The organism is Mucilaginibacter sp. (assembly GCF_028288225.1).
GTDB lineage: Bacteria > Bacteroidota > Bacteroidia > Sphingobacteriales > Sphingobacteriaceae > Mucilaginibacter.
Map to the genome: position 1 here is coordinate 89739 of NZ_JAQBOC010000033.1, position 20399 is coordinate 110137.

Sequence of the window (20399 nt, forward strand, 5' to 3'; positions counted from 1 at the left end):
CCCAACTTTGTAAGACCAAGACAGCAAATGTTATTAACTGTAACTCTTTAGGGCCTATAACTCTTAATTATAGTTATTAAAGTATTACACATGGCCTTTATTTCTTCTTCGGTATTGTAATAATGAACTGATGCCCTTACAATACTGCTGAGCTGGTTTTTATTCATGTAGATAAGGGTTGAGATGGCTTTGCCAACCGATACATTAATTTGATTTGCCGCAAGCTCGCTTTTTACCAAAACACTATCCATTCCATTTACCGAAAAGGTTACAATGCCGCATTGTTGATCGCCGCTATCGTGTACCGTTATCCCTTCAATGTCTTCAAGCTGCCTGCGCATCAGGCCGGCTAAATGCCTTATCCGCTGCCAGATCCTTTCAATCCCTATGTTCAAAGCATACCCAACTGCTTTACTTAAACCAAGGGTGAGTGCACGGTTCTTTTCATAAAGCTCAAACCGCCGGGCATCGTTCCTTACTTTGTAGTCGGTTTGACTAACCCATGGTGCGGAAAAGCCATCCATAAAAATAAGCTTCAATTTATCCTGTACCTCTTTCCTAACATATAAAAAGCCTGTTCCCCTTGGCGCACGCAGGTATTTGCGCCCGGTTACTGACAGCATGTCGCAATCAATTTCTTTTACGTCTACCGGTACCTGCCCTGCGCTTTGGCAGGCATCAACCAGGTATAAAATATTATGCTTACGGGCTATTTTACCAATTTCAATAATTGGCACCATGGCCCCTGCCGTAGATGAGATGTGGGTAATAGCTATTAGCTTTGTTTGCGGAGAGATTGCATTTTTCAAAGCAGCCAGCGAAAAATTGCCATGTTCATCGTTAGAAATTACCTTAAATTCAATACCATACGTTTTTTGAGCATTCAAAAATCCTATTAAATTAGTTACATACTCCATTTCTGATGTAATAACCACATCACCCTTTTTAAAATCGATCCCATTGAATGCCATACCCCAGGCGGCGCTTGCATTTTCTACAATGGCAATCTCATCTGTATCAGCATTTATCAGGCGGGCAATTTGAGTATAAGTGTCGTCTAATAGTTCCCTGTATTTATACTCAGTTTCGTATCCGCCATAAATTGCCTCTTCATTTAAATAGTTTATAACAGTATCAACTACTATATCTGGTGGGAGAGAAGCACCCGCATTATTAAAGTGGATCCTTTTGGCTGTTCCCCCGGTTTCTGCTCTTAATTGTTGTACTTCTTGATCGCTTAGCGGCCTAATTTTCATGGTAATCATCTAATTAATTATTAAAAACAAATTAAAGCCTTACAGCAATAATAAAACAGATGCAGTTTTATTTATTTTGACCATAACAGATTGTACGGAGGCTGATGATATTTCGAGGTCCCGGTATTCATCCATTTTGATAGTTATCTCGTTTTAAAGATTTATTCTTACCACGAATCTTTTCTTAAATAATTTAAAAACCCATGTCCAATTTTATAAAACTCATTTGATATGTAGTTGGTTCATTAATTAAACAACCCGTTAAAATAAAAAGTGATGAGAAAATTAAATGCATTTAACCACGTAACGCTTGATGGATATTTTGCAGGCGAAAACGGCGATATGAGCTGGGCTCATAAAGGCAATGATGATGCCGAATACCAGGCATTTGTGGCCGGCAATGCCAGCGGCGAATCCGAGCTGTTATTTGGAAGAGTGACCTATGAGATGATGGCTGGCTATTGGCCAACCCCTGCTGCCAGTCAGCAGGCACCCATTGTTGCCGAAAAAATGAACAGCGGCCGAAAGGTAGTGTTCTCCAAAACCTTGGCTGAAGCTTCATGGAACAATACTAAACTTGTAAGAGGCGACCTGGCAGAGGAAGTTAAAAAAATGAAGGACGAGGAAGGGCCGGATATGGTGATACTGGGGAGCGGCAGTATTGTTGCCCAATTAGCGGCAGCAGGTTTAATAGATAATTACCAAATGGTAATTAATCCGGTTGCGCTTGGAAAAGGCCGAACCTTGTTTGAAGGGCTGCCCCAAATGTTATCTCTTAAGCTTATTAAATCAAGAACATTTAATAATGGTAAGATATTTTTAAGCTATGAGGCAATTGCTTAAAAAACTATTAAAAGCGGATAAAAATATAAAGGCTATCCGCTTTTAATTATAAAGAAAACCAAACTGTATTTTATTGGTTTTCTTTTGTGAGGAGGCAGGATTATGGAAACAAAAACTGTTAAAAAAAGTAAGCAGGTTAAAACAACAAAAAAGGCCGGAAAGAAAAATATTTCTGCGAGCTATAACAAATACAAAGAGTTTGGTGGTCAACAATACACCGGGATGCAGATCGGTCATGGTCATCACTGGCATTATGATGAGGGCGATTGGAAGGAAACCAAAATAACACCTGACCTTTGGGAAATCTCATATGCTGTTACCAAGCGCAGAGTTGGGCACGCACCAGAAAATTCAGGTGTACCAGTTGGTACAGAATACCAATGGTATATTCTGTCGCACCAGCATGTGAAAAAGCTAAACGCCAATGATTACTCTACCGAAATGAGTGGTATTAAATTTAAACTGGCACATAAGCGCGCAGATAAGGCATTATGGAACACTAAGACGCCTACCCAACGCAAACACCTTATTCAGTTTTTAAAGGATGTTATAGCACAGCTGGAAAAAGAACCTATTCCCCTTGAATTTGAATATAACGGTAAAGCTTACAAAGGTGAGGGTGTTCCTATTACAGAAACCTGTACGCCTGATGTTTGCTATGAAGTTGAAATTACACTTAATGACGAGTACCTTGGCATTATTCGCTGCGCCAAAAGCGGCTGGAAAATGGACAGAGTTGAGCAGGGATTAATTGATGCCATTGGTAATGAAATATTTTTGTACTTTGAATAAAAAATAAAACGCCATGCCCGAATTGCCCGATCTGCAGGTTTTTAGCCACAATCTCACTAAACTGTTTAAAGGAAAAAAGCTTGAAAAGATAGACATTAAAGTAGCCCAGAAGCTTAATGTGCCTGAAAAGAAAGTGCGCGATACATTGGAAGGACAAACGCTTTCTACAGTAATCCGTGTGGGGAAGGAACTGCAATTTGAGTTTGATAATGATCATATTTTTGCTACCCACCTGATGCTGCATGGGCAACTGCAATTATTTGATAAAACTAACGACCATAAATTTACTATTGTTGAGATGCTTTTTGAAGGAGATAAGGGCCTCGCACTTACCGATTTTCAGAAAGCTGCAACACCGACCCTTGATCCCGAAAAATCAGATACGCCCGATGCTTTGGATGTTGATGAGAAATATCTTGAAACTAAGCTGGGCGCTACGCGCACCCCGGTTAAAACCGTATTGATGGATCAAAAAGTATTGCGTGGTATTGGTAATGCTTATGCAGATGAGATCTTGTATGATGCCAGATTATCACCGTTTTCGCCATCAAACAAAATTCCGGTGAGCAAAGTAAAACAGCTGGCAAAATCAATTAAAAACGTTTTAGAGGATGCAGAAAAACAGATTTTAAAAAATAACCCGGACATTATCAGCGGAGAGTTCAGGGATTTTATGCAGGTTCATCAGCCCAAAAAGAAACAAACACAGGCGGGCGAAATTATTCATCAGAAACCCGTGGGCTCCAGAAAAACATATTATACGGATGTGCAGGAGTTGTTCGGTTAAGCCGACTTCAAATGTCTTTGGCTGTCGCGGATGCCCCATTCGGCCATTGCATTTAATACGATGGTTAGGTCTTCACCTGCTTCACTCAAAAAGTAAGTTACAAATGGCGGAACTACGTTTTCAGCCTTTCTTATCACAAGGTTATCTTCCTGTAATTGCTTTAAATGCTGGATTAGCATTTTTTCAGTAACAGCTGGGATAGCGCGTTTTAATTCACTATAGCGTTTCGGTCCGCTCATTAGTTGGTACAATATAATGGGCTTCCAATGACCACCAATTTTATTGATGGCATAAGTAACCGGGCATGTTGAGGTAGCTTTATTAAAATTCCGGGTTGAGCTTTCTTTGATCTGCGTCATAATACATACTTTGGGGTAAGTACTTGTAAAAAAGTAAGTGCAAATATAACTTTGTTCCCAACAAATAAAACATAAAATGAAAATTATAATCACAGGATCATTAGGAAATATTAGCGGCCCTTTAACTGCACAGCTAGTTAAAGCGGGCCACCAAATAACTGTAATAAGCAGCAATGAAAATAAAAAGGAAGACATTGAGGCGCTTGGGGCTAAGGCTGCAATCGGCTCGGTAGAGGATGTCGACTTTTTAACTAAAGTATTTACCGGTGCCGATGTTGTTTACACAATGGTACCGCAGCAGGCACAATCAAATGACTATAAAGCCTTCATCAGGAAGATTGGCCAAAATTACGCAAACGCACTTAAAGCAGCGGGCATAACAAAAGTGGTGAATTTAAGCAGTATTGGGGCTCATTTACCGGCAGGGACCGGGCCAATTGCCGGCATGCATGATGTGGAAGAGATCTTAAATAAACTAGACGGAGTAAATATCAAACATCTTCGCCCTGCATCTTTTTATTACAATTTCAACCACAATATTGATATGATAAAGCACATGGGCATACTTGGTGCAAACTATCCGGCAGGCACCCGGTTGGTTTTAGTTCATCCTAAAGATATTGCTGATGCTGCATTTGAGGAAATTACTCAGCCATTTACTGGTACCACTATCCGCTATATTTCCAGTGATGAAAAAACAGCAGGTGAGGTAACAGCTATTTTAGGTTCGGCCATAGGCAAGCCTGAGCTTCCATGGGTTGAATTTAGCGATGAACAATCTGTTGCCGGGATGCAGCAGGGAGGCTTATCGGAAGATGTATCCAAAAATTTAACAGAAATGGGTACAGCAATGAAAAGCAGGACATTATGGGAAGATTATGATAAGCACAAACCTGTTTTAGGAAATAGAAAATTTGAAGAATTTGCAAAGGAGTTTGCAGAGAAGTATAATGGGTAAGTTTTAAAAATGCATTCCGTGTTACACGGGGCGCATTTGTTTCTGGTTAATCTTTGCCACTTATGATTTTTATGAGGAAAAGTCGCCGCTGTTAAAGTCAGGGCTCGTTGTGCCTGTCACCATTCAGTGTAACGAGCACTAACCAATATATGATAGAAGATATTTATAAACCTGCACTAAAAACACAATGAAAAAAATAGCTTTTAAAATGAAATTGAAGCCCGGCTTTAAGGACGAATACAAAAAACGGCACGATGAAATTTGGCCGGAACTGCAATTGCTGCTAAAAGAAAATGGCGTAAGCGATTACAGTATTTTTTTTGATGAGGAAACCAATATTTTGTTTGCTGTACAAAAACTCAACAGTGAAGCTTCATCACAAAACTTGGGTAATGAGGCTATTGTAAAAAAATGGTGGAATTATATGGCCGATCTAATGGATGTTAATGAAGATAACTCGCCGGTGGTGGTAAATCTTGAAAAGGTTTTTCATTTGGAATAATAAACATTTTCGCGGCAGCTTAATAAATCAACTTTTTCTATTTGTCATCCAACAGCAATATAAAATTTAATTTTGAAACGATAGAACAGGTGTTTTCTGCTAACGCAGGGCGAAGCCTGCGTTAGCAGAAAACCCTTTCAGAGCCCGAAGAATATAACCTGGAAAAACAAAAAGCCCTGTATTCGAGGCTAAATACATCAGCGCAGGGCGAAGTCCTGCGCTGAATTTGTGGTTATAGATTGATTAGTTTATTCGCTCCATGGTGAGCACAGGATACAATCGCAGAAATTTTTACGCTGAAAATTAGGGATCATAAAAGCGCAAACATCAGCCTTTATATTGCCAAAGGTGGTTTCGGTTTTATGCTCAAAGCCGCTAAAAAACGTAGGTATAATCTTTTTCTTAAAATCATTACGCGGAAAAGCGCTGATGATCTCTATTCTGTCTTCGTCGCCCAGGTTTTCATATCCTTCTCCCATTACATCAAGGCCAACGCCCGAGTACATCAGGGCAACCTCGGGCTCTTTATGCTCAGCTATGCCGATGGTGGTGTGCAGGGCGATGGTGTCCCATACCAACTGCAATGATTCTTTTGGCATGCCATGGCTTTTAAGAAAATCGCGGGCGGCGTTTGCTCCATCAACTTCAAAACGAAGATCGGGGCTGCTGTACTTTTTGGTTAAACCAAGGTCATGAAATACAGAACTTACATAAAGCAACTCAGCATCATATTGCAAATTATTACGTTTGCCATTGAGCGATGCAAAAAGAAAGACCCTTAACGAATGATTATAAATGAATTCTGTTCCATGTGTTAATAAAAGCTCTGTGGCCTGGGTGGCAATGGCGCTATCGGGAATATTGATCCCGGCTACTGATTTTAATTTATTTACTGACATATTTGTTGATTTTGTTATCAACAAATGTAGATTGACTAACCGGCCTGTGGAATGTTAAAAACCGCCAATCACATGCCAATATGTACAAAATGATTACGATAATCATTAGGAGAGACCTGTGTGTTTTTTTTAAAAAAATGACTGAACTGATCGGGAGCCAGGAAGTTAAGCTGAAATGCTATTTCTTTTACCGGCTTTGATGAAAACTGAAGTGAACGCTTGGCTTCTGCGATGAGTTGTCCGTTTATTATATCTTTAGCGCCTTTTCCGCTGCATCGCCGGCAGAGGTCAGAAAGCTTTCTTGCAGAGATGCCCAGCTGATTGGCAAAGTCAGTAACTTCATGTGTTGTTTGATATTGATTGCTCACCAGCTCTAAAAATTGGCGGTATAACTGGTTTTCAAAGCTATCATACCCATTAACTAAAGATGCGTTTACATTGGCGATTTTTATCATAATTATCTTTAAATAGGCAGCCAGCGCATCTGGTTTGTTAATATAATCTTCTCCAATATATTCAGAATAAAGCACGCGGAACAGTGTATCTAATTCTGAAAAACTTGTTGCATCTATAGCTAAATGTTGGTTTGCAGCAGCATTGTTGAACAATACCGCCTTACAATTACTGGCGCTTGCCGGTGTTTTTTCCCAAAAACAATCACCAAAACAAAGCTCATAGCCAGAAATAATTGAATGCTGATAAAAAGAATATACCTGCCCTTTTGCTAATAAAAATAATTCATTGCCCGAAACAGGGTACGTTTCGTCATCGACCAGGATAGAGCCACTTCCATTACTTATCAAAAAAATGCGATTATAAGTGATCCGGCACGGCGACTGGGAGTTAAACTTCTGTTCGTTATAATTAATAATTGAAAAAGAATCTTTTATTTCTTTATCCAGCGACGTATTTAAAAAACTTTCTTCCATTTTGATATGTTAAAAGTTTACAAAATAACTCATTTTTAAACTGGCATTCTAAAGTGGGTTATATAACAATCGAAAAATTACCGCTTTTTTACACACTAAAAATTATTGACGTATATTTATTGCTAAGTGATGACACAGAAAAAATTCAACAGATAACCCCTGATCTTGCTTGGAAACAAACAGCTCATTCGTTACGATTATCGCGCTACTATGAAAAAAAGCTTTACGTTATTATTAGGTTTATCACTTGCTTATACCGTAAGCCATGCACAACAGGTAAAGAACGACAGCATCCGCATAGCTGTTGAACCTGAATATAACCATGTTAGCAAAACACATCGCTTGTTTTTGGGTGAAAACTACCGGGCCTTATGGGCCGCGCCGGTAAAATTGCGTGTATTCAGGCTGGGAGATGAAAAGGGTGGTTTAAAGATCTTGCAAAAGGGCGGCGGCTTACAAACCATGTCGTTACGACTGCAGGATTCAACAGGACAGCAATGGGTGTTGCGTACCATCCAGAAATACCCGGAGCGGGGTCTGCCGCCAAAACTGCGCCCAACAGTAGCTAAAGATATTTTACAGGACCAGGTATCGGCAGCGCATCCTTTTGCTGCGCTTACAGTGCCGCCACTGGCCCAGGCTTTGGGTATTCCGCATTCAAACCCGCAGATAGTGTATGTAAAAGATGATCCGGCATTGGGAAAGTATGCTAAAGATTTTGCCAATAAAGTTTTTTTGTTTGAGGAGCGTGAACCACTGGATGCTGATAAGACCGATAATACAGAAAAGGTGCAGCGCAAGCTAAAGGAAGATAATGATAACCGTGTTGATCAAAAAACAGTACTGAAAGCACGCCTGCTGGATATGGTGCTTGGCGACTGGGACCGTCATGAAGACCAATGGCGTTGGGAGAAAATAGACGAAAAAAAAGGGAATCTGTATGAACCGGTACCACGCGACCGTGACCAGGTATATTATAGAACATCAGGCGTGTTCCCGTGGATAGTATCACACCAATGGCTAAAATCAAAGTTCCAGGGGTATGGTGATGAGATAAGGGACATTGATGGCTGGAACTTTAATGCGCGATATTTCGATCGCTATTTTTTAAACCAGTTGAGTGAGGATGACTGGCGGCAACAGATAACCTATGTTCAAAAAACACTGACTGACAGTTTGATAACTGCAGCGATCAAATTGATGCCCGATCCAATTTTTAAACTTTCAGGCAACCAGATAATTACCAAAATGAAAGCCAGGCGTAATAACCTGATGAAGCAGGCATTGGAATATTATCGTTTTATTTCCATTTATGTTGAGGTGCCGGCTACCGATAAACGCGATAATTTCAGCATTAATGAGCAAAAAGGCGGAGAACTGGAAGTAACTGTTAAAAAAATAAATAAGGGCGGAGACCTGGATAAAACCACCTATCACCGCGTGTTTAAACCCGATATTACCAAAGAGGTGCGACTTTATGGTTTTGATGGCAATGATGTTTTTTCGGTAAGCGGCGACACCCCATCGCCTATAAAAGTACGGATGATTGGCGGTGCGGGCGTGGATAGTTTTTATGTAGATAAAAAACTGAACAACAGGGGCAAACTGTATGTTTATGATAGGTCGGACTCAACCAATATTATTCCTCTATCATCTGAGGCAAGGTTAAGAACCAGCACAGATACAAGTGTAAACAGTTATAACAAAACCAGTTTTAAATATGACCGGTTTGAACCAATTGTACTGGCTAATTATAATACAGATATCGGCATTTTGCTGATAGGTGGCTTTTCGTACGAAAAGCATGGCTTCAGGGGTGAGCCGTATTCATTCAGGGAGGAATTCCTGACCAATTATTCGCTTTCGCGTAAGTCGCTTTTGTTTACCTATATGGCCGATTTTAAAAACGCTATTGGTAATAATGATATCCGCATCAACGCGCTGTCACGAGGGCCAAATAACGTGAGTAACTTTTTTGGGATAGGTAACGGAACACCATTTGTAAATGAGGGGGATAAAGATATTAGGTATTACCGCAACCGCTATGACCTGGTTACTACCGATGTTTCATTATATCACAGATACGGTAACTGGCTTTTAAATGCAGGAATAGGCGGGCAGTTTTATAACAGCAAGGCGGATAATAATACGCTTAGGTTCCTGAATGATTATGATGCAGCACATCCGGGTGAAGATGTATTTTCTACAAAATGGTCGGCTGGTTTAGTGGCCGGCGCTGCATATGATACCCGCAATAAAGGTACTATTACCAGCAGCGGTGTTTATTGGAACACCACGGTAACTTCAATGAAAGCACTAAACGGATCGCACAATGCCTATACGCAGGTGCTATCGGAATTTAGTTTTTATCTTAATCCTGATAGAGATTCTGTACTCATCATCGCTAACCGTACAGGCGGAGGCACTTACTTTGGCAATGCCGATTATTTTCAGCAGATCAAACTCGGTGGCCCGCAAACTTTAAGGGGATACCATACCTGGCGGTTTACCGGGCGCAGCATGCTTTACAATAACCTTGAGTTGCGATTAAAAGTATTGGATTTTACCTCGTACCTGCTACCGGGCAGCGTGGGGATTATCGGGTTTAATGATATCGGCAGGGTATGGTCGGCAACGGATAGTTCCAACGCCTGGCATGATGGTTATGGCGGCGGTATTTATGTTATCCCGGCCGAGCTGGTACTGATCCAGGCTGCTGTAGGTTTTTCAAAAGAGGGTTCGTTGCCGTATATATCTGTTGGGTTTAGGTTTTAGGAAATTTTTTTTGAACCATGATTGATTGATTTTTGGATTTCCTGATCCTTTAAATTGACGAGTCGTGGCAATCCTTAAATCTCCTTCTCCCTTATCATCCTCAAAAAAACCATCCCGGTAAGTTTCACCAGTCGGTGTAGATTCATCACCTAATTATTTATATTGCATAACGGAAATTTCTTAACCCTATCATTTTAAAACCTGTACGCTAAAAATATGAGTGGTATTAAAAGAAGAGCATTTATTAAAAACACGCTAATTGCGGGGGCAGGTGCCGCGTTGGTGCCGCAAGTTTTACAGGCACATGAAACACTAACTCAAAATGCTACCCCGGCTGACAGATCATACCTGGTAACAGGTAAGAAGGTAATTGTTGCCGGTGCCGGGATTACCGGCTTGTGCTGTGCTTATGAATTAATGAAAAGCGGACATGACGTAACAGTGCTTGAAGCATCGGGCAGGTATGGTGGTCATGTGTTTACGGGCAGGGATGGCCTTTCGGATGGATTGTATGCTGATTATGGTGCAGACCATATTACCAAACCAGGCTACGAAAAGTTTTTTGAGTACGGTGATGAGTTTAAGCTGGAGGCAATCCCATATCCAAATGCAGAGGGCTCGGAGGCTGCACATGATGGGAATGCACAAAAAATGATTGGCGGCAAGTTTTATACTGTTGATATGCTGAGAGATCCTGTTGTACTCACCAAGTTTGGTTTTAATGAAAAAGAGGTAAAATTCCTTTCGCAAAATCCATTTTATGCTTTAAGCTCATTATATATTAAGCCTTACACAAGTAAGTTTACAGACCCTTATAAGCCTTTTGGCGTTGGGCTTGACGACCTGGATAAGATCCCTATTGCGGATGTTTTTAAAAAGGAGGGTGCTTCGGCTGCTGCGCTGAAGTTTTTGGGCGGAGGACATACGTCCGCACTTTATTATTTGTGGCGGGAGGCTATAATGGATTTTCGTAGCATTCCGATGTCGGAGGGTGATACATATCATTTAAAAGATGGCAACGAGCAGCTCCCAATGGCCTTTGCCAAACGCCTTGGAGTGCGGGTTAAACTAAATCATCCTATAACTTCTATTAAGCATGATAAAAATGGCATTGCTGTAAAGTATAAGGCTTTTGGTTTTGACGAAGAAAAGGAAATATCCGCTGATTTTTTGGTTAACTGCATCACCCTGCCCATTTTTAAAAATATCCCGGTTACACCTGCTTTATCACCCGAAAAACAATACGTAGTGGATAACATGCGCTACTCATCCCACCCCTTTTATGTGTTTGAGGCCAGCAGCCGGTTTTGGCTTGATGAAGGCATAAAAAGTATCAATATGGAATTTGAGCACCCGGATATATCTTCCATATGGGAGGAAACAAATAAGGTGGATACAAAGCGAATTATTTTAAAGGCTTACGGACCGGGCGGCTTAAGTCCACAGCGGGTATTAGCGGCTTTCAGAGAAGTTTACCCTGGCAAGCATGATACCATTGAGCAAGCCTTAACAAAAGACTGGACAAAAGATAAGTATGCCCCCGCATGTGAAATGGAATCCTTCCCGATAGGTGAAATGCACAAATTTTGGCCGCAGCTGATGATGCCAGAAGGCAGGATCTATTTTGCCGGCACCTATGCCGACAACATGAGTCGTGGGATGGAATCATGTATCCGGTCGGCGCAAAGGGTGGTTAAGGAGATAAATGCAGTCTGATGTCGGATTTGCTTAATGCGGAAGTCGGAATGTTTTTCAATGCGGAAGTTGGAATGCCGATTTCGGAATTATTTGGTTTTGAATTTTAAAGAACAATAATGAAAAAAGGATCCAAACTGGTCTATTTGAATATTTTAGTTCCGTTAACATTATTTGTAGCAATAAATTTTTCTGCAACTTCCATAATCCGGCAGGAAAATCATCTGCCCGTAGTGAAGATCATTAACCCTAAAAACAACAGTACGTTTGATTGGGATACACAGGTTAATTACGAGATTAGTGTTGCTGACAAAGAAGATGGTGATACAAAATATGATGAGCTAAATGCTAAGGAAGTTTTGCTGGAAGTAAGATATGCCGGCAATAAAGCCAAAGTGCAGGCTATACTAAATAAAGGAGTTCAAAATGACCCGCCGGGTTTGGCTGTGTTACGAACATCCAATTGTTTTAATTGTCATAACTTTAATAGCAAGGCTATTGGTCCATCTTTTAACGAGATTGCTGTTAAGTACACTACAACTGCGTCAAATGTTGATCTGCTGGTAAAACACATCCGGGAAGGCTCAACAGGTATTTGGGGCAAGGAAACTATGCCAACTCACCCGGAACTATCGGCAGAAGAAGTGAAACGTACTGTTCAGTGGATCTTTAAATACGCGAAGGATACAGATGTAAGTTATTACGTTGGCACCACGGGTACCTTTCGTACAAAATTATCTGCTGCGGCCGGCAAAAAAGGTGTTTATATGCTTACTGCCAGTTATATGGACCATGGATTGAAAATGGTTAAGCATTTAAAAGGGCAGGATGTAGTGGTATTAAGATAACTCGCGATACGAAAAAAGCTATTGATGGATTTAAATTTATAAGCGCTATATTTAATTAACCAATTCCTTAGCTATGAAGAAAATATTTTATTGCCTCCCTTTGTTTTTTATAATTAATACAGTTTTCGCCCAAAGCTTACTTCCCGGGAAACCGCTTGGCGACCCCGGCAAAATTTTAAAAGATGGTTTAAGCCTGGCCTATTATAACCGGGACTACTTAAAAACCACTGAGGATTTTACTGCTTTCGATGCCTCGTCAAAAGCAATAAGTAAAAAGAAATTTTTCCAGCTTTTTGCTACTGGCAGCTATCTCCCCATGCGGCTGTCAGGATCGGGTAATAGTTATCAGCTATATAAGGTAAGCCTTAAAGTAAGAGATCATGTTTGGTCAACGCTCGCATATTATGGAAAAACAGGCTATGCGCATTATAAAATGGAAGGCAAAGAGTTTCCGGGTTTAAATTATAAAGATATTAATGGCAAAGTTTATAATCATGAAAATACAAAAGGGAAAATTGTAGTAATAAAATGCTGGTTTTTACATTGCCAGGCTTGTAATGAAGAGATCCCTGCATTAAACCAAGTTGTTGATCAATATAAAAATCGTAAAGACATAGTTTTTGTGAGCCTGGCTTTTGATCCTGAAGACAAGCTAAAAGCCTTTATGAAAGCACATGTTTTTAAGTATGCCCTTGTTCATGTTAAAGAATCATATATAGAAAAAGATCTTGGTACAAATGAATACCCCACCCATTATCTGGTTAATAAACGAGGCCTAATTGCCAAGGTAGTTGGCAATGCGGATGAACTATCCATTGCGTTAAAAAACGAGGCTTCAAAATAACCAACTGATAATTTTTATTGAAGCTTATCGGTCATTTCAAAACGGTCAACTTCTTTTCGGCTCGATGGCTTTTTGTTAAATGCAGCATAGAACACATATTTTTTATTCTTGTCGAGTCCGGGCATCACTTTGCCTATCACTTTCCTGATCTGCATATTCTCGTTTTTAATTGCAGTTGTATCTTTTAAATTAATGGCAGATAAGTACTGGACCATAGGGAAACTGCCTTTCTCATCTGTTTGATTAAAGATCCTTATTATCCGGGGTTTTGTAGGTACGTCCTTAAGAATGAAGGGAAACTTATACTTCTCATTTGCCTCATTTACAATTTGCTCATAAAAGGAGTGAAGATCGGCTTCATCGGGGTATTGCCATATGTCAACCGGCTTGTTACAGATATTAGCTAAAGCTGCGGTATTTACCGCATCAATAAGGGAGCTTTTGCTATAGGCCTCTTTAGCCATTTTAAAAAGCTCCGGACCGGTTTTCCCATTAACGGTATAAGGCTCAACATCTAATCCGCTGATTTTCCAGCCGTAGTTGAACTTGGAAAAGACAAGACTGATCAAAAATTCATTTTCGGAGTTATTGGGCAAAAAGAAAGCTATATACATTTCTTTTTCAGTACCCTTATAAATAAGGCCATAGCTTTTTATTCCGCTGCCGGCCGGGCTTATGGTATCAGCATCATGGTATTTATTGATAATATAATATTCGTCGAATAGGTTGTATTTGTAATCATTTAAATGATTGCTTATATGCTCTACTACCCGCTCTGTGTAAGTGTCTTCCTTCAAGTCCTTCGACATCATAAATTTTAAACGTTTAAAATTATTGACTTTCAGGTATGTTAATGCCTCGTTACTAAGGTCATGAAGATCCGATCTTATGCCGGTTTCAATTTTTTCGTTCTTCCAGGTTCCGGGCTTGGTTACACAGCTTTGTAAAACAAATAACATCAACAAAAAAACAGGTAACTTAAGGTAAGGTTTATAGTGCTTCATATTAGGGTCTAAAGATAATAGTCTGCAGCCAATTTGCGATTATTTGAAACGTATATAATAGAAGGAATTGATATTTGTCAACCTTTTAAGGGTATCTGACGTAAGGTAAGAGTCCGCGGTTTTAAAAATAAATTTTTTAGTTCAGAACATAAGCTCCTTGATCAAGGTTAAACCCTTATGCAAAATATTTTGTTTTTTGGCGATAGCCTTACCGCCGGCTATGGTCTGCGCAATGCAGCAATAGAATCGTTCCCGGCGCTTATTGGGCAAAAAATTGAAGCGGCAAAGCTTGATTATAAAATTATAAATGCTGGCTTAAACGGTGACGCATCTGCAGGCGGTCTGCGGAGAATTGATTACTGGCTGAGCCAGCCAGTAAGTATTTTTGTGCTTGAATTGGGCATTAATGATATTATTCGTGGTATAGCACCGTCAACAACTTTAAAAAACTTACAGGCAATAGCAGATAAAGTTAAGGCCAAGTATCCGCAGGTTAAAATTGCCTTAATGGGGATGCAAATTCCGGCTTTTATCCATAGTCCGGTGGCAACACAGTTTAGAGATCTTTTCCATAGCCTGGCAAATTCCAATAAAATGAGTCTTGTGCCTTCCTTTTTGGATGGTGTCGCCGGAAAGCTCAACCTAAACCTGTCCGACCGCCTGCACCCCAATGCCGAAGGCTATAAGGTTATTGCAGACAATGTATGGCCGGTTATTCAAAAATTTATGATATAAACATGGCACAAACACACCGCTATAAAGGCATTATAGCACTTCTACTGACGTAGATTTTGTTGCTATTTTTGATAAAATCAAAAAGTTATGGAAAGCAAATCACCACAAACGGAACCAGCTAATGAACATTTGGAAATCCTTGAAGCCAGGAAGATACTGAATGTAAAATGGTCAAATCTGACGATTCAAAATTTAAAGAGTTCTGCATGAACAATGCAAGTATTGAAGACGTAAGTGCAACAGGCGTAAAAATAATGGACGCCAATTTAAGCGACCTGGAAATTGAAGGCGCACAACTTGGCGGCGCCTATATCCATAATATCGGAATGCCTCCTGAAGGTCACCCCGCTTATGACCCTGCCGCCAAACAAAGGCCCTTAAAGTTTGAGAATTGCGATCTTAATGGCAGCAACATAATAAATTGTGATCTCAGCAATGTAAATATTACCGAGTGTAATTTAACGGGAATGAAGATAAACGGGATTTTGGTGGAAGATCTGCTGAAAAAGATTTGAACCAGAATTTCACAAGGTTAAAGTTTTAAACTTTAAAGCTATATCCAAACGATCCGATCAACATCCGCTTTCATAAGCTATCTTCATGTACATTTTCACTTCATCGTTAATATCATCTTTAAAATACATGCGGAAATGATGATTGTAATCGTCGCTGCCGGGTACGGGCTTTATTTTGTTAAAGCATAAATTATCTTCATAAGCCTGTTTAAAGGGGAATACAACATCTACAAAGTTTTTACCAAGCTGTATAATATACGCAAATCTTTTTCGCGCAGCAAAGCTGATCATTGACTTTGCAGGATGCAGCCGCACATTGCCAATTTGTTTGTATTCGTTTACCAGGTGATCAAAAAGATCAATGGTATGCTGTGTTTTGCCGTTCAGGAAATCAGCAAGGTCCTTATCCCTGCACGAGTGCACCTGGTTGGTATTTACAAATTCCTGTGAGCATAAAGGACAGATCCACATGGCGGTAGGAGGTTAGAGTTCAGTTAGCCAAATATATAAAAAATGCGTCCCGGATCTCACCCCGGAACGCTTTCAACTAAACCTCAGATCACATGTGTGCAGATCTAAGCTCTTTATAGCGATGGTTCATGGTTGATAGTTCATAGAATAAATTTTCGGGACTAATCACTAATCCCCAACCCGTTGATCACTCGCTTCGCAAACTTTTCACCGGATTTGTAAGCGCCGCTTTAAATGCCTCATAGCTCATAATTACAAAAGCAATTATTAACGATATGGAACCTGATAATGCAAAGATCCACCAGGAGATTTCGGTTTTATAAGCAAAGCTCTGCATCCATCTATTCATAGCAAACCAGGCAAGCGGCGAAGCAATTAAAAAGGCAATTAAAATTAGTTTTAAAAAGTCCTGTGCAAAAAGGGCCACCAATTGGTTTACTGATGCGCCTAATACTTTGCGAACCCCTAACTCTTTGATGCGCTGCTCAGCCGAGAACATAACTAACCCAAGTAAGCCCAGGCAGGAAATAATAATTGCCACTGCTGCAAATATGATTGACAACTGCGAAATGATCAACTCGCTGCTGTAAAGTTTTTTATATTCCTCGTCAACAAACTGGTACGAGAAGGGATAATCCGGGTTGGCACTTTTGTAAAGCGTCTCCAAGCTTTGCAATGCTTGTTTGGTTTGCCCTGGTTTTGTGCGGATCAGGAAAACGCCAAAATTTTCGCCCTCCTTAACATCTATCATTACCGGTAAAATAGCCTCATGGAGTGATTGGGTGTGATAATCTTTTAGCACGCCAATAATGTGACCCTTTTTATCCCAGGCAGATACCCATTGACCGATAGGGTTTTTCATTCCCATCTGCTTTACGGCGGCTTCATTCACCAAAAATGCATCGATTGAATCAGTTGGGAAAGTATGCGAAAAATCGCGGCCCTGTACAATCTGCAGCCCCATCACTTTAACAAAATCAAACCCAACTGAGGCAGGCTTGATGCTGACAACTGCATTTTTTTCTTTACCCTGCCATTTAATAGCATCCCAGTTAACCACAAAATCCATAGCATGAGGGGCCTCTGAACTGCGGTCAACCATTGTAATGCCCGGCATCTTCATCGCCTGTTCCTTAAATAATAAGTATTTGTTTTTATCAATAAGATTGCCTTCCACACGTATATAAATGAGGTTTTCGCGATTATAACCCAGGTGTGCATTTTGAACATAGTTTGTTTGCCGGGTAATTACAATAGTAGCAATCAGCAATATGATGGAAAGTGCAAACTGAAAAACCGTTAGCCCTTTGCGAAACCAAACAGCCCCCTGTGTAAAACGCAAAACACCTTTTAAAACGCTTGCCGGTTTTAATGATGACAGGTAAAGCGCCGGATAACTGCCGGCAATAAGCCCGGTAATTATCATTAATCCCGTTAATGCAGCCCAAAAGGATACCTGCCCTGCGGGAAACTCAAACTGTTTACCCGTGAAATTATTAAATGCTGGTAGAAGTGCGTACAACAGCACCACGGATAGCAGCATCGCCAAAAAAGAAAATAACAGCGATTCGCCAAAGAATTGAGCAATGAGGTTGCCGCGGGTTGAACCAGCAACCTTGCGTACGCCAACCTCTTTTGCGCGCTTTACAGACCGGGCGGTTGCCAGGTTCATGAAATTGATGCAGGCTATTATCAGTATAAAAATAGCTACCTCGTTAAAGATGTTTACATATTCAATTCTGCCGCCTGCAGGTTTACCATTTACGAAAATATTGTGCAGATATTGGTTACCAAAACGCTGTAGGCCAACCTTGGTTTTAATATTCTGATTTTGAAAAAGGCTGGTTTGCATGTAGCTGTTGATCCTAGCTTCAGTTTTTGCAACATCAGCCGTTTCTGAAAGCTGGACAAAAGTCCGGATATTGGATGAAGGAAAGTCGAGCAGTTTTTTCTGGGCTTCCCAGTTTAAAAGAAAATCAAATTGTAAGGAGCTTTTCGCCGTGATATTTTCAAAAACGCCGGTCACTAAAAAGGTTAGCTTGTTTTCAAAACGCATGCTTTGACCCATGGCTTTTTGAGGACTTCCAAAAAATATTTCGGCCAGTTTGCGGGATATGGCAATCCCCTTCATGTCTTTCAAAATGGTTTGCGGGTTACCGGCTGCCAACTTATAGCTAAACATCTTGAAGAAATCTTCCCCGGCACGCGAGCCCTCCAGCTTCATTTTCTTTTCGCCCGCCTGCAGCGTTTCCAAATGCCCCCAGGGTAGCTCATAACCGGTAGTATATAACGCGACGTTCTTTACTTCGGAGATAGCAGTTTTAAGATTCTCCAAAACAAAGACGTTTTGATTACTCATATATGAGGGGGTTTCATAACTGCCCGTTAATTGCCCGTTTGCAGCAACCGTTTTATAAACGGTGTACAAACTATTCCCGTTAGCGTGAAAATTATCGATGCTTTGCTCGTCCTGTACCCACAGGTAAATAAACAGGCAACAGGTCATGCCTAAAGCAAGCCCAACCACATTTATTGCGGTGTGGGTTTTATGGCGAATGATGTTCCGCCAGCCGATCTTAAAAAAGTTTTTTATCATGATATTGGTTTATTAATTCACTTGTTTATTAGTGGCTTAGCTAATAGCTTCCAGCCGGATTATATCTAATTGACGTTTCTGATTTTCAATCTCTAATCACTACTATTTACTACCAAATTCTTATATGCCCCTAATGAGCAGTTTCCCAGCCAGAAGCCTACCGACCCGGTTTTTAGTGCAGGATCAAGATCTTTATAGAACATTACAGGTTTAGGCTGATTGTTTACAAAAACACTTATCTCACGGCCTTTAACAATGGCTTTTACATGAAACCAGGCTGTTAGCGGCAGGATTGCTTTTGCCTGGTATTTATCAGCTTCATAATCCCACCAGTTAAATTCTGCTTTCTTTTCGGGCATGTATTGCACTGCGTTGATAGTGCCCGAAGAGCCCGGCCTGAAGTAAAGCGTTTCATAATGATGAGCATCCTTTATCCGGAATGCAAAACCCACAAAGCCATGCTTTCCGCCTGGTGATGCCAGATCCATTTCGATTGTACCATCCTTAAAGTTCAAGGCTTTTGGATAAGCAACACTGGCTCCTTTAGCGTTTCCGAATTTCCGTTTCAGCAACAATGCTTTTGCACCCGAATAGGAATCAAAAGCATAATCAAGGGTATCGGTTTTGGGTATTACCCATTCTGATGGTTTAATTAGCGTGTAATTATGCACCACCTGCTTTTGCTGTGCAAACAAGCAAGTGGTTGTAATGCTTAATAAGGTTATAATGTATGTTTTCATTCCTGGTAGTTTATTGGTTCAATTGTTCATGATTAATAATTCATAGCCGGAGCATGTCTTTCCGACTTCTGTCTTAACTAATCTCTGATCTCTAGTCTCTATCTTTTAATCTCTATCTTTTGTCACAACCAAATTTGCAAAATCACTCATAACCGGGCCGCTCCCTGCCCATAAGCCAATGAGCCCGTTAGTTTTTTTGCTGATGTTTTTTATACTTAACGAAGGTTTTGTATTACCATTTACGTACACTATAGTGCTATCCTTAGTGATAACTATGCGTGCATGCAGCCAGTCTTCAGGTTTAGGATAGGGTCGAATATCGTTTTCAAACTTACCCGTCTGCTCTTTTCTTAAGCGGTCGTAAGGATAATCAGGCATGCTCATGTACTGCACCGACCATTTTCTTCGGGCTGTATCGGGATATTGAAAATTAAACGGCCTAAAGTAAATCGTTTCATAGTTAAGGGTATCTGCTCCATGATAGGCAATCCCCAAAAAACTTTTCAAAAATTCATTCCGGCCACGTAAATCAAGCTCAATTGTGCCCGTACTAAAATCAATGTCCTTTAACCAGGTGATACCGTTTGTGGTAATACCATTTTTGCTGCCATCTTTTATTGGCGCGGTTTTCTTACCCGGGTATATTACAAGTTGCTTTTCGGTAAGCATCTTCCCCAGGTCATACGATTTTGCCTGCTGACTATAAGCCGGCGTATTGCAATTTGCCAAAACGATAATTAAAGAGAATCCCTTATTACTAATAAGGAATTTCCACGCTGTTTTTAGGTATCTGTTCATTGGTATCATGGTTTATGGTTCATAGCCGAATTGAATTTCTTACCTAACCTCTA

At 40.4% G+C, this 20399-nt stretch carries 20 protein-coding genes; 11 read left to right on the forward strand and 9 right to left on the reverse strand.

From position 1 onward, the window contains the following. Positions 1-47: 47 nt before the first annotated feature. Positions 48-1256, reverse strand: coding sequence for an aminotransferase class V-fold PLP-dependent enzyme (locus JWQ54_RS10300; protein ID WP_299584080.1), 1209 nt, complete (start codon positions 1254-1256; stop codon positions 48-50). A gap of 276 nt (positions 1257-1532) precedes the next feature. Here JWQ54_RS10300 and JWQ54_RS10305 point away from each other — a divergent pair, with 276 nt between their 5' ends. The 3 genes from JWQ54_RS10305 (at position 1533) to JWQ54_RS10315 (ending at position 3678) form a co-directional block, all read left to right on the forward strand. Next, on the forward strand, positions 1533-2099 hold the full coding sequence (locus tag JWQ54_RS10305) for a dihydrofolate reductase family protein (protein ID WP_299584082.1): 567 nt from the start codon (positions 1533-1535) through the stop codon (positions 2097-2099). A gap of 102 nt (positions 2100-2201) precedes the next feature. Then, positions 2202-2891, forward strand: a complete 690-nt coding sequence (locus tag JWQ54_RS10310; RefSeq protein WP_299584085.1) for a hypothetical protein — start codon at positions 2202-2204, stop codon at positions 2889-2891. Between the two features lie 13 nt (positions 2892-2904). After that, positions 2905-3678 carry a DNA-formamidopyrimidine glycosylase family protein gene (locus JWQ54_RS10315; RefSeq protein ID WP_299584088.1) on the forward strand — a complete coding sequence of 258 codons (774 nt, stop codon included), beginning with the start codon at positions 2905-2907 and terminating at the stop codon, positions 3676-3678. Here JWQ54_RS10315 and JWQ54_RS10320 read toward each other — a convergent pair. After that, a complete protein-coding gene (locus JWQ54_RS10320; protein WP_299584091.1) occupies positions 3675-4037 on the reverse strand; it encodes a helix-turn-helix domain-containing protein in 363 nt (120 codons plus the stop codon). The genes JWQ54_RS10315 and JWQ54_RS10320 overlap by 4 nt on opposite strands. A 76-nt stretch (positions 4038-4113) precedes the next feature. Here JWQ54_RS10320 and JWQ54_RS10325 point away from each other — a divergent pair, with 76 nt between their 5' ends. Beyond that, positions 4114-4995 (forward strand): NAD(P)H-binding protein, encoded by an 882-nt coding sequence (locus tag JWQ54_RS10325; protein WP_299584094.1) that lies wholly within the window; start codon positions 4114-4116, stop codon positions 4993-4995. 187 nt (positions 4996-5182) lie between these two features. Then, a complete protein-coding gene (gene rhaM / locus JWQ54_RS10330) occupies positions 5183-5497 on the forward strand; it encodes an L-rhamnose mutarotase (protein ID WP_299584097.1) in 315 nt (104 codons plus the stop codon). Between the two features lie 248 nt (positions 5498-5745). Here the strand turns inward: rhaM and JWQ54_RS10335 are convergent, their stop codons facing one another. Together JWQ54_RS10335 and JWQ54_RS10340 are read right to left on the reverse strand one after the other, a co-directional pair. Then, positions 5746-6396, reverse strand: a complete 651-nt coding sequence (locus JWQ54_RS10335; RefSeq protein ID WP_299584100.1) for an HD domain-containing protein — start codon at positions 6394-6396, stop codon at positions 5746-5748. A 68-nt stretch (positions 6397-6464) separates the two neighbouring features. Beyond that, positions 6465-7325: an AraC family transcriptional regulator gene (locus tag JWQ54_RS10340; RefSeq protein ID WP_299584103.1), complete on the reverse strand. Its 861-nt coding sequence runs from the start codon at positions 7323-7325 to the stop codon at positions 6465-6467. Between the two features lie 210 nt (positions 7326-7535). Between JWQ54_RS10340 and JWQ54_RS10345 the strand changes: the two genes are divergently transcribed. The 4 genes from JWQ54_RS10345 to JWQ54_RS10360 all read left to right on the forward strand — a co-directional run bounded on the left by JWQ54_RS10345 (position 7536) and on the right by JWQ54_RS10360 (position 13487). Beyond that, positions 7536-10100: a BamA/TamA family outer membrane protein gene (locus JWQ54_RS10345; RefSeq protein ID WP_299584106.1), complete on the forward strand. Its 2565-nt coding sequence runs from the start codon at positions 7536-7538 to the stop codon at positions 10098-10100. Positions 10101-10316: 216 nt separating this feature from the next. Next, a complete protein-coding gene (locus JWQ54_RS10350) occupies positions 10317-11816 on the forward strand; it encodes an FAD-dependent oxidoreductase (RefSeq protein ID WP_299584109.1) in 1500 nt (499 codons plus the stop codon). A 98-nt stretch (positions 11817-11914) separates the two neighbouring features. Next, positions 11915-12643: a c-type cytochrome gene (locus JWQ54_RS10355; RefSeq protein ID WP_299584112.1), complete on the forward strand. Its 729-nt coding sequence runs from the start codon at positions 11915-11917 to the stop codon at positions 12641-12643. Between the two features lie 73 nt (positions 12644-12716). Then, positions 12717-13487, forward strand: a complete 771-nt coding sequence (locus tag JWQ54_RS10360) for a TlpA disulfide reductase family protein (protein ID WP_299584114.1) — start codon at positions 12717-12719, stop codon at positions 13485-13487. A 14-nt stretch (positions 13488-13501) separates the two neighbouring features. On the opposite strand, the gene JWQ54_RS10365 is transcribed toward JWQ54_RS10360, so the two are convergent. Further along, on the reverse strand, positions 13502-14491 hold the full coding sequence (locus JWQ54_RS10365; RefSeq protein ID WP_299584117.1) for a hypothetical protein: 990 nt from the start codon (positions 14489-14491) through the stop codon (positions 13502-13504). 177 nt (positions 14492-14668) lie between these two features. On the opposite strand from JWQ54_RS10365, the gene JWQ54_RS10370 reads away from it, so the two are divergent. Both JWQ54_RS10370 and JWQ54_RS10375 read left to right on the forward strand, forming a co-directional pair. Then, positions 14669-15226: an arylesterase gene (locus tag JWQ54_RS10370; protein WP_299584120.1), complete on the forward strand. Its 558-nt coding sequence runs from the start codon at positions 14669-14671 to the stop codon at positions 15224-15226. Positions 15227-15432: 206 nt separating this feature from the next. After that, complete coding sequence (locus tag JWQ54_RS10375) at positions 15433-15741, forward strand: pentapeptide repeat-containing protein (RefSeq protein ID WP_299584123.1); 309 nt, start codon at positions 15433-15435, stop codon at positions 15739-15741. Positions 15742-15798: 57 nt separating this feature from the next. Here JWQ54_RS10375 and JWQ54_RS10380 read toward each other — a convergent pair whose 3' ends face one another. The 4 genes from JWQ54_RS10380 to JWQ54_RS10395 form a co-directional block, all read right to left on the reverse strand. Beyond that, a complete protein-coding gene (locus JWQ54_RS10380) occupies positions 15799-16212 on the reverse strand; it encodes a DUF5655 domain-containing protein (RefSeq protein WP_299584126.1) in 414 nt (137 codons plus the stop codon). Positions 16213-16399: 187 nt separating this feature from the next. Then, entirely contained in the window at positions 16400-18808 is a 2409-nt protein-coding gene (locus tag JWQ54_RS10385; protein ID WP_299584128.1) for an ABC transporter permease, read from the reverse strand. Positions 18809-18900: 92 nt separating this feature from the next. After that, a complete protein-coding gene (locus JWQ54_RS10390; protein WP_299584131.1) occupies positions 18901-19548 on the reverse strand; it encodes a hypothetical protein in 648 nt (215 codons plus the stop codon). A 105-nt stretch (positions 19549-19653) separates the two neighbouring features. Then, complete coding sequence (locus JWQ54_RS10395) at positions 19654-20346, reverse strand: hypothetical protein (protein WP_299584134.1); 693 nt, start codon at positions 20344-20346, stop codon at positions 19654-19656. Positions 20347-20399 lie beyond the last annotated feature (53 nt).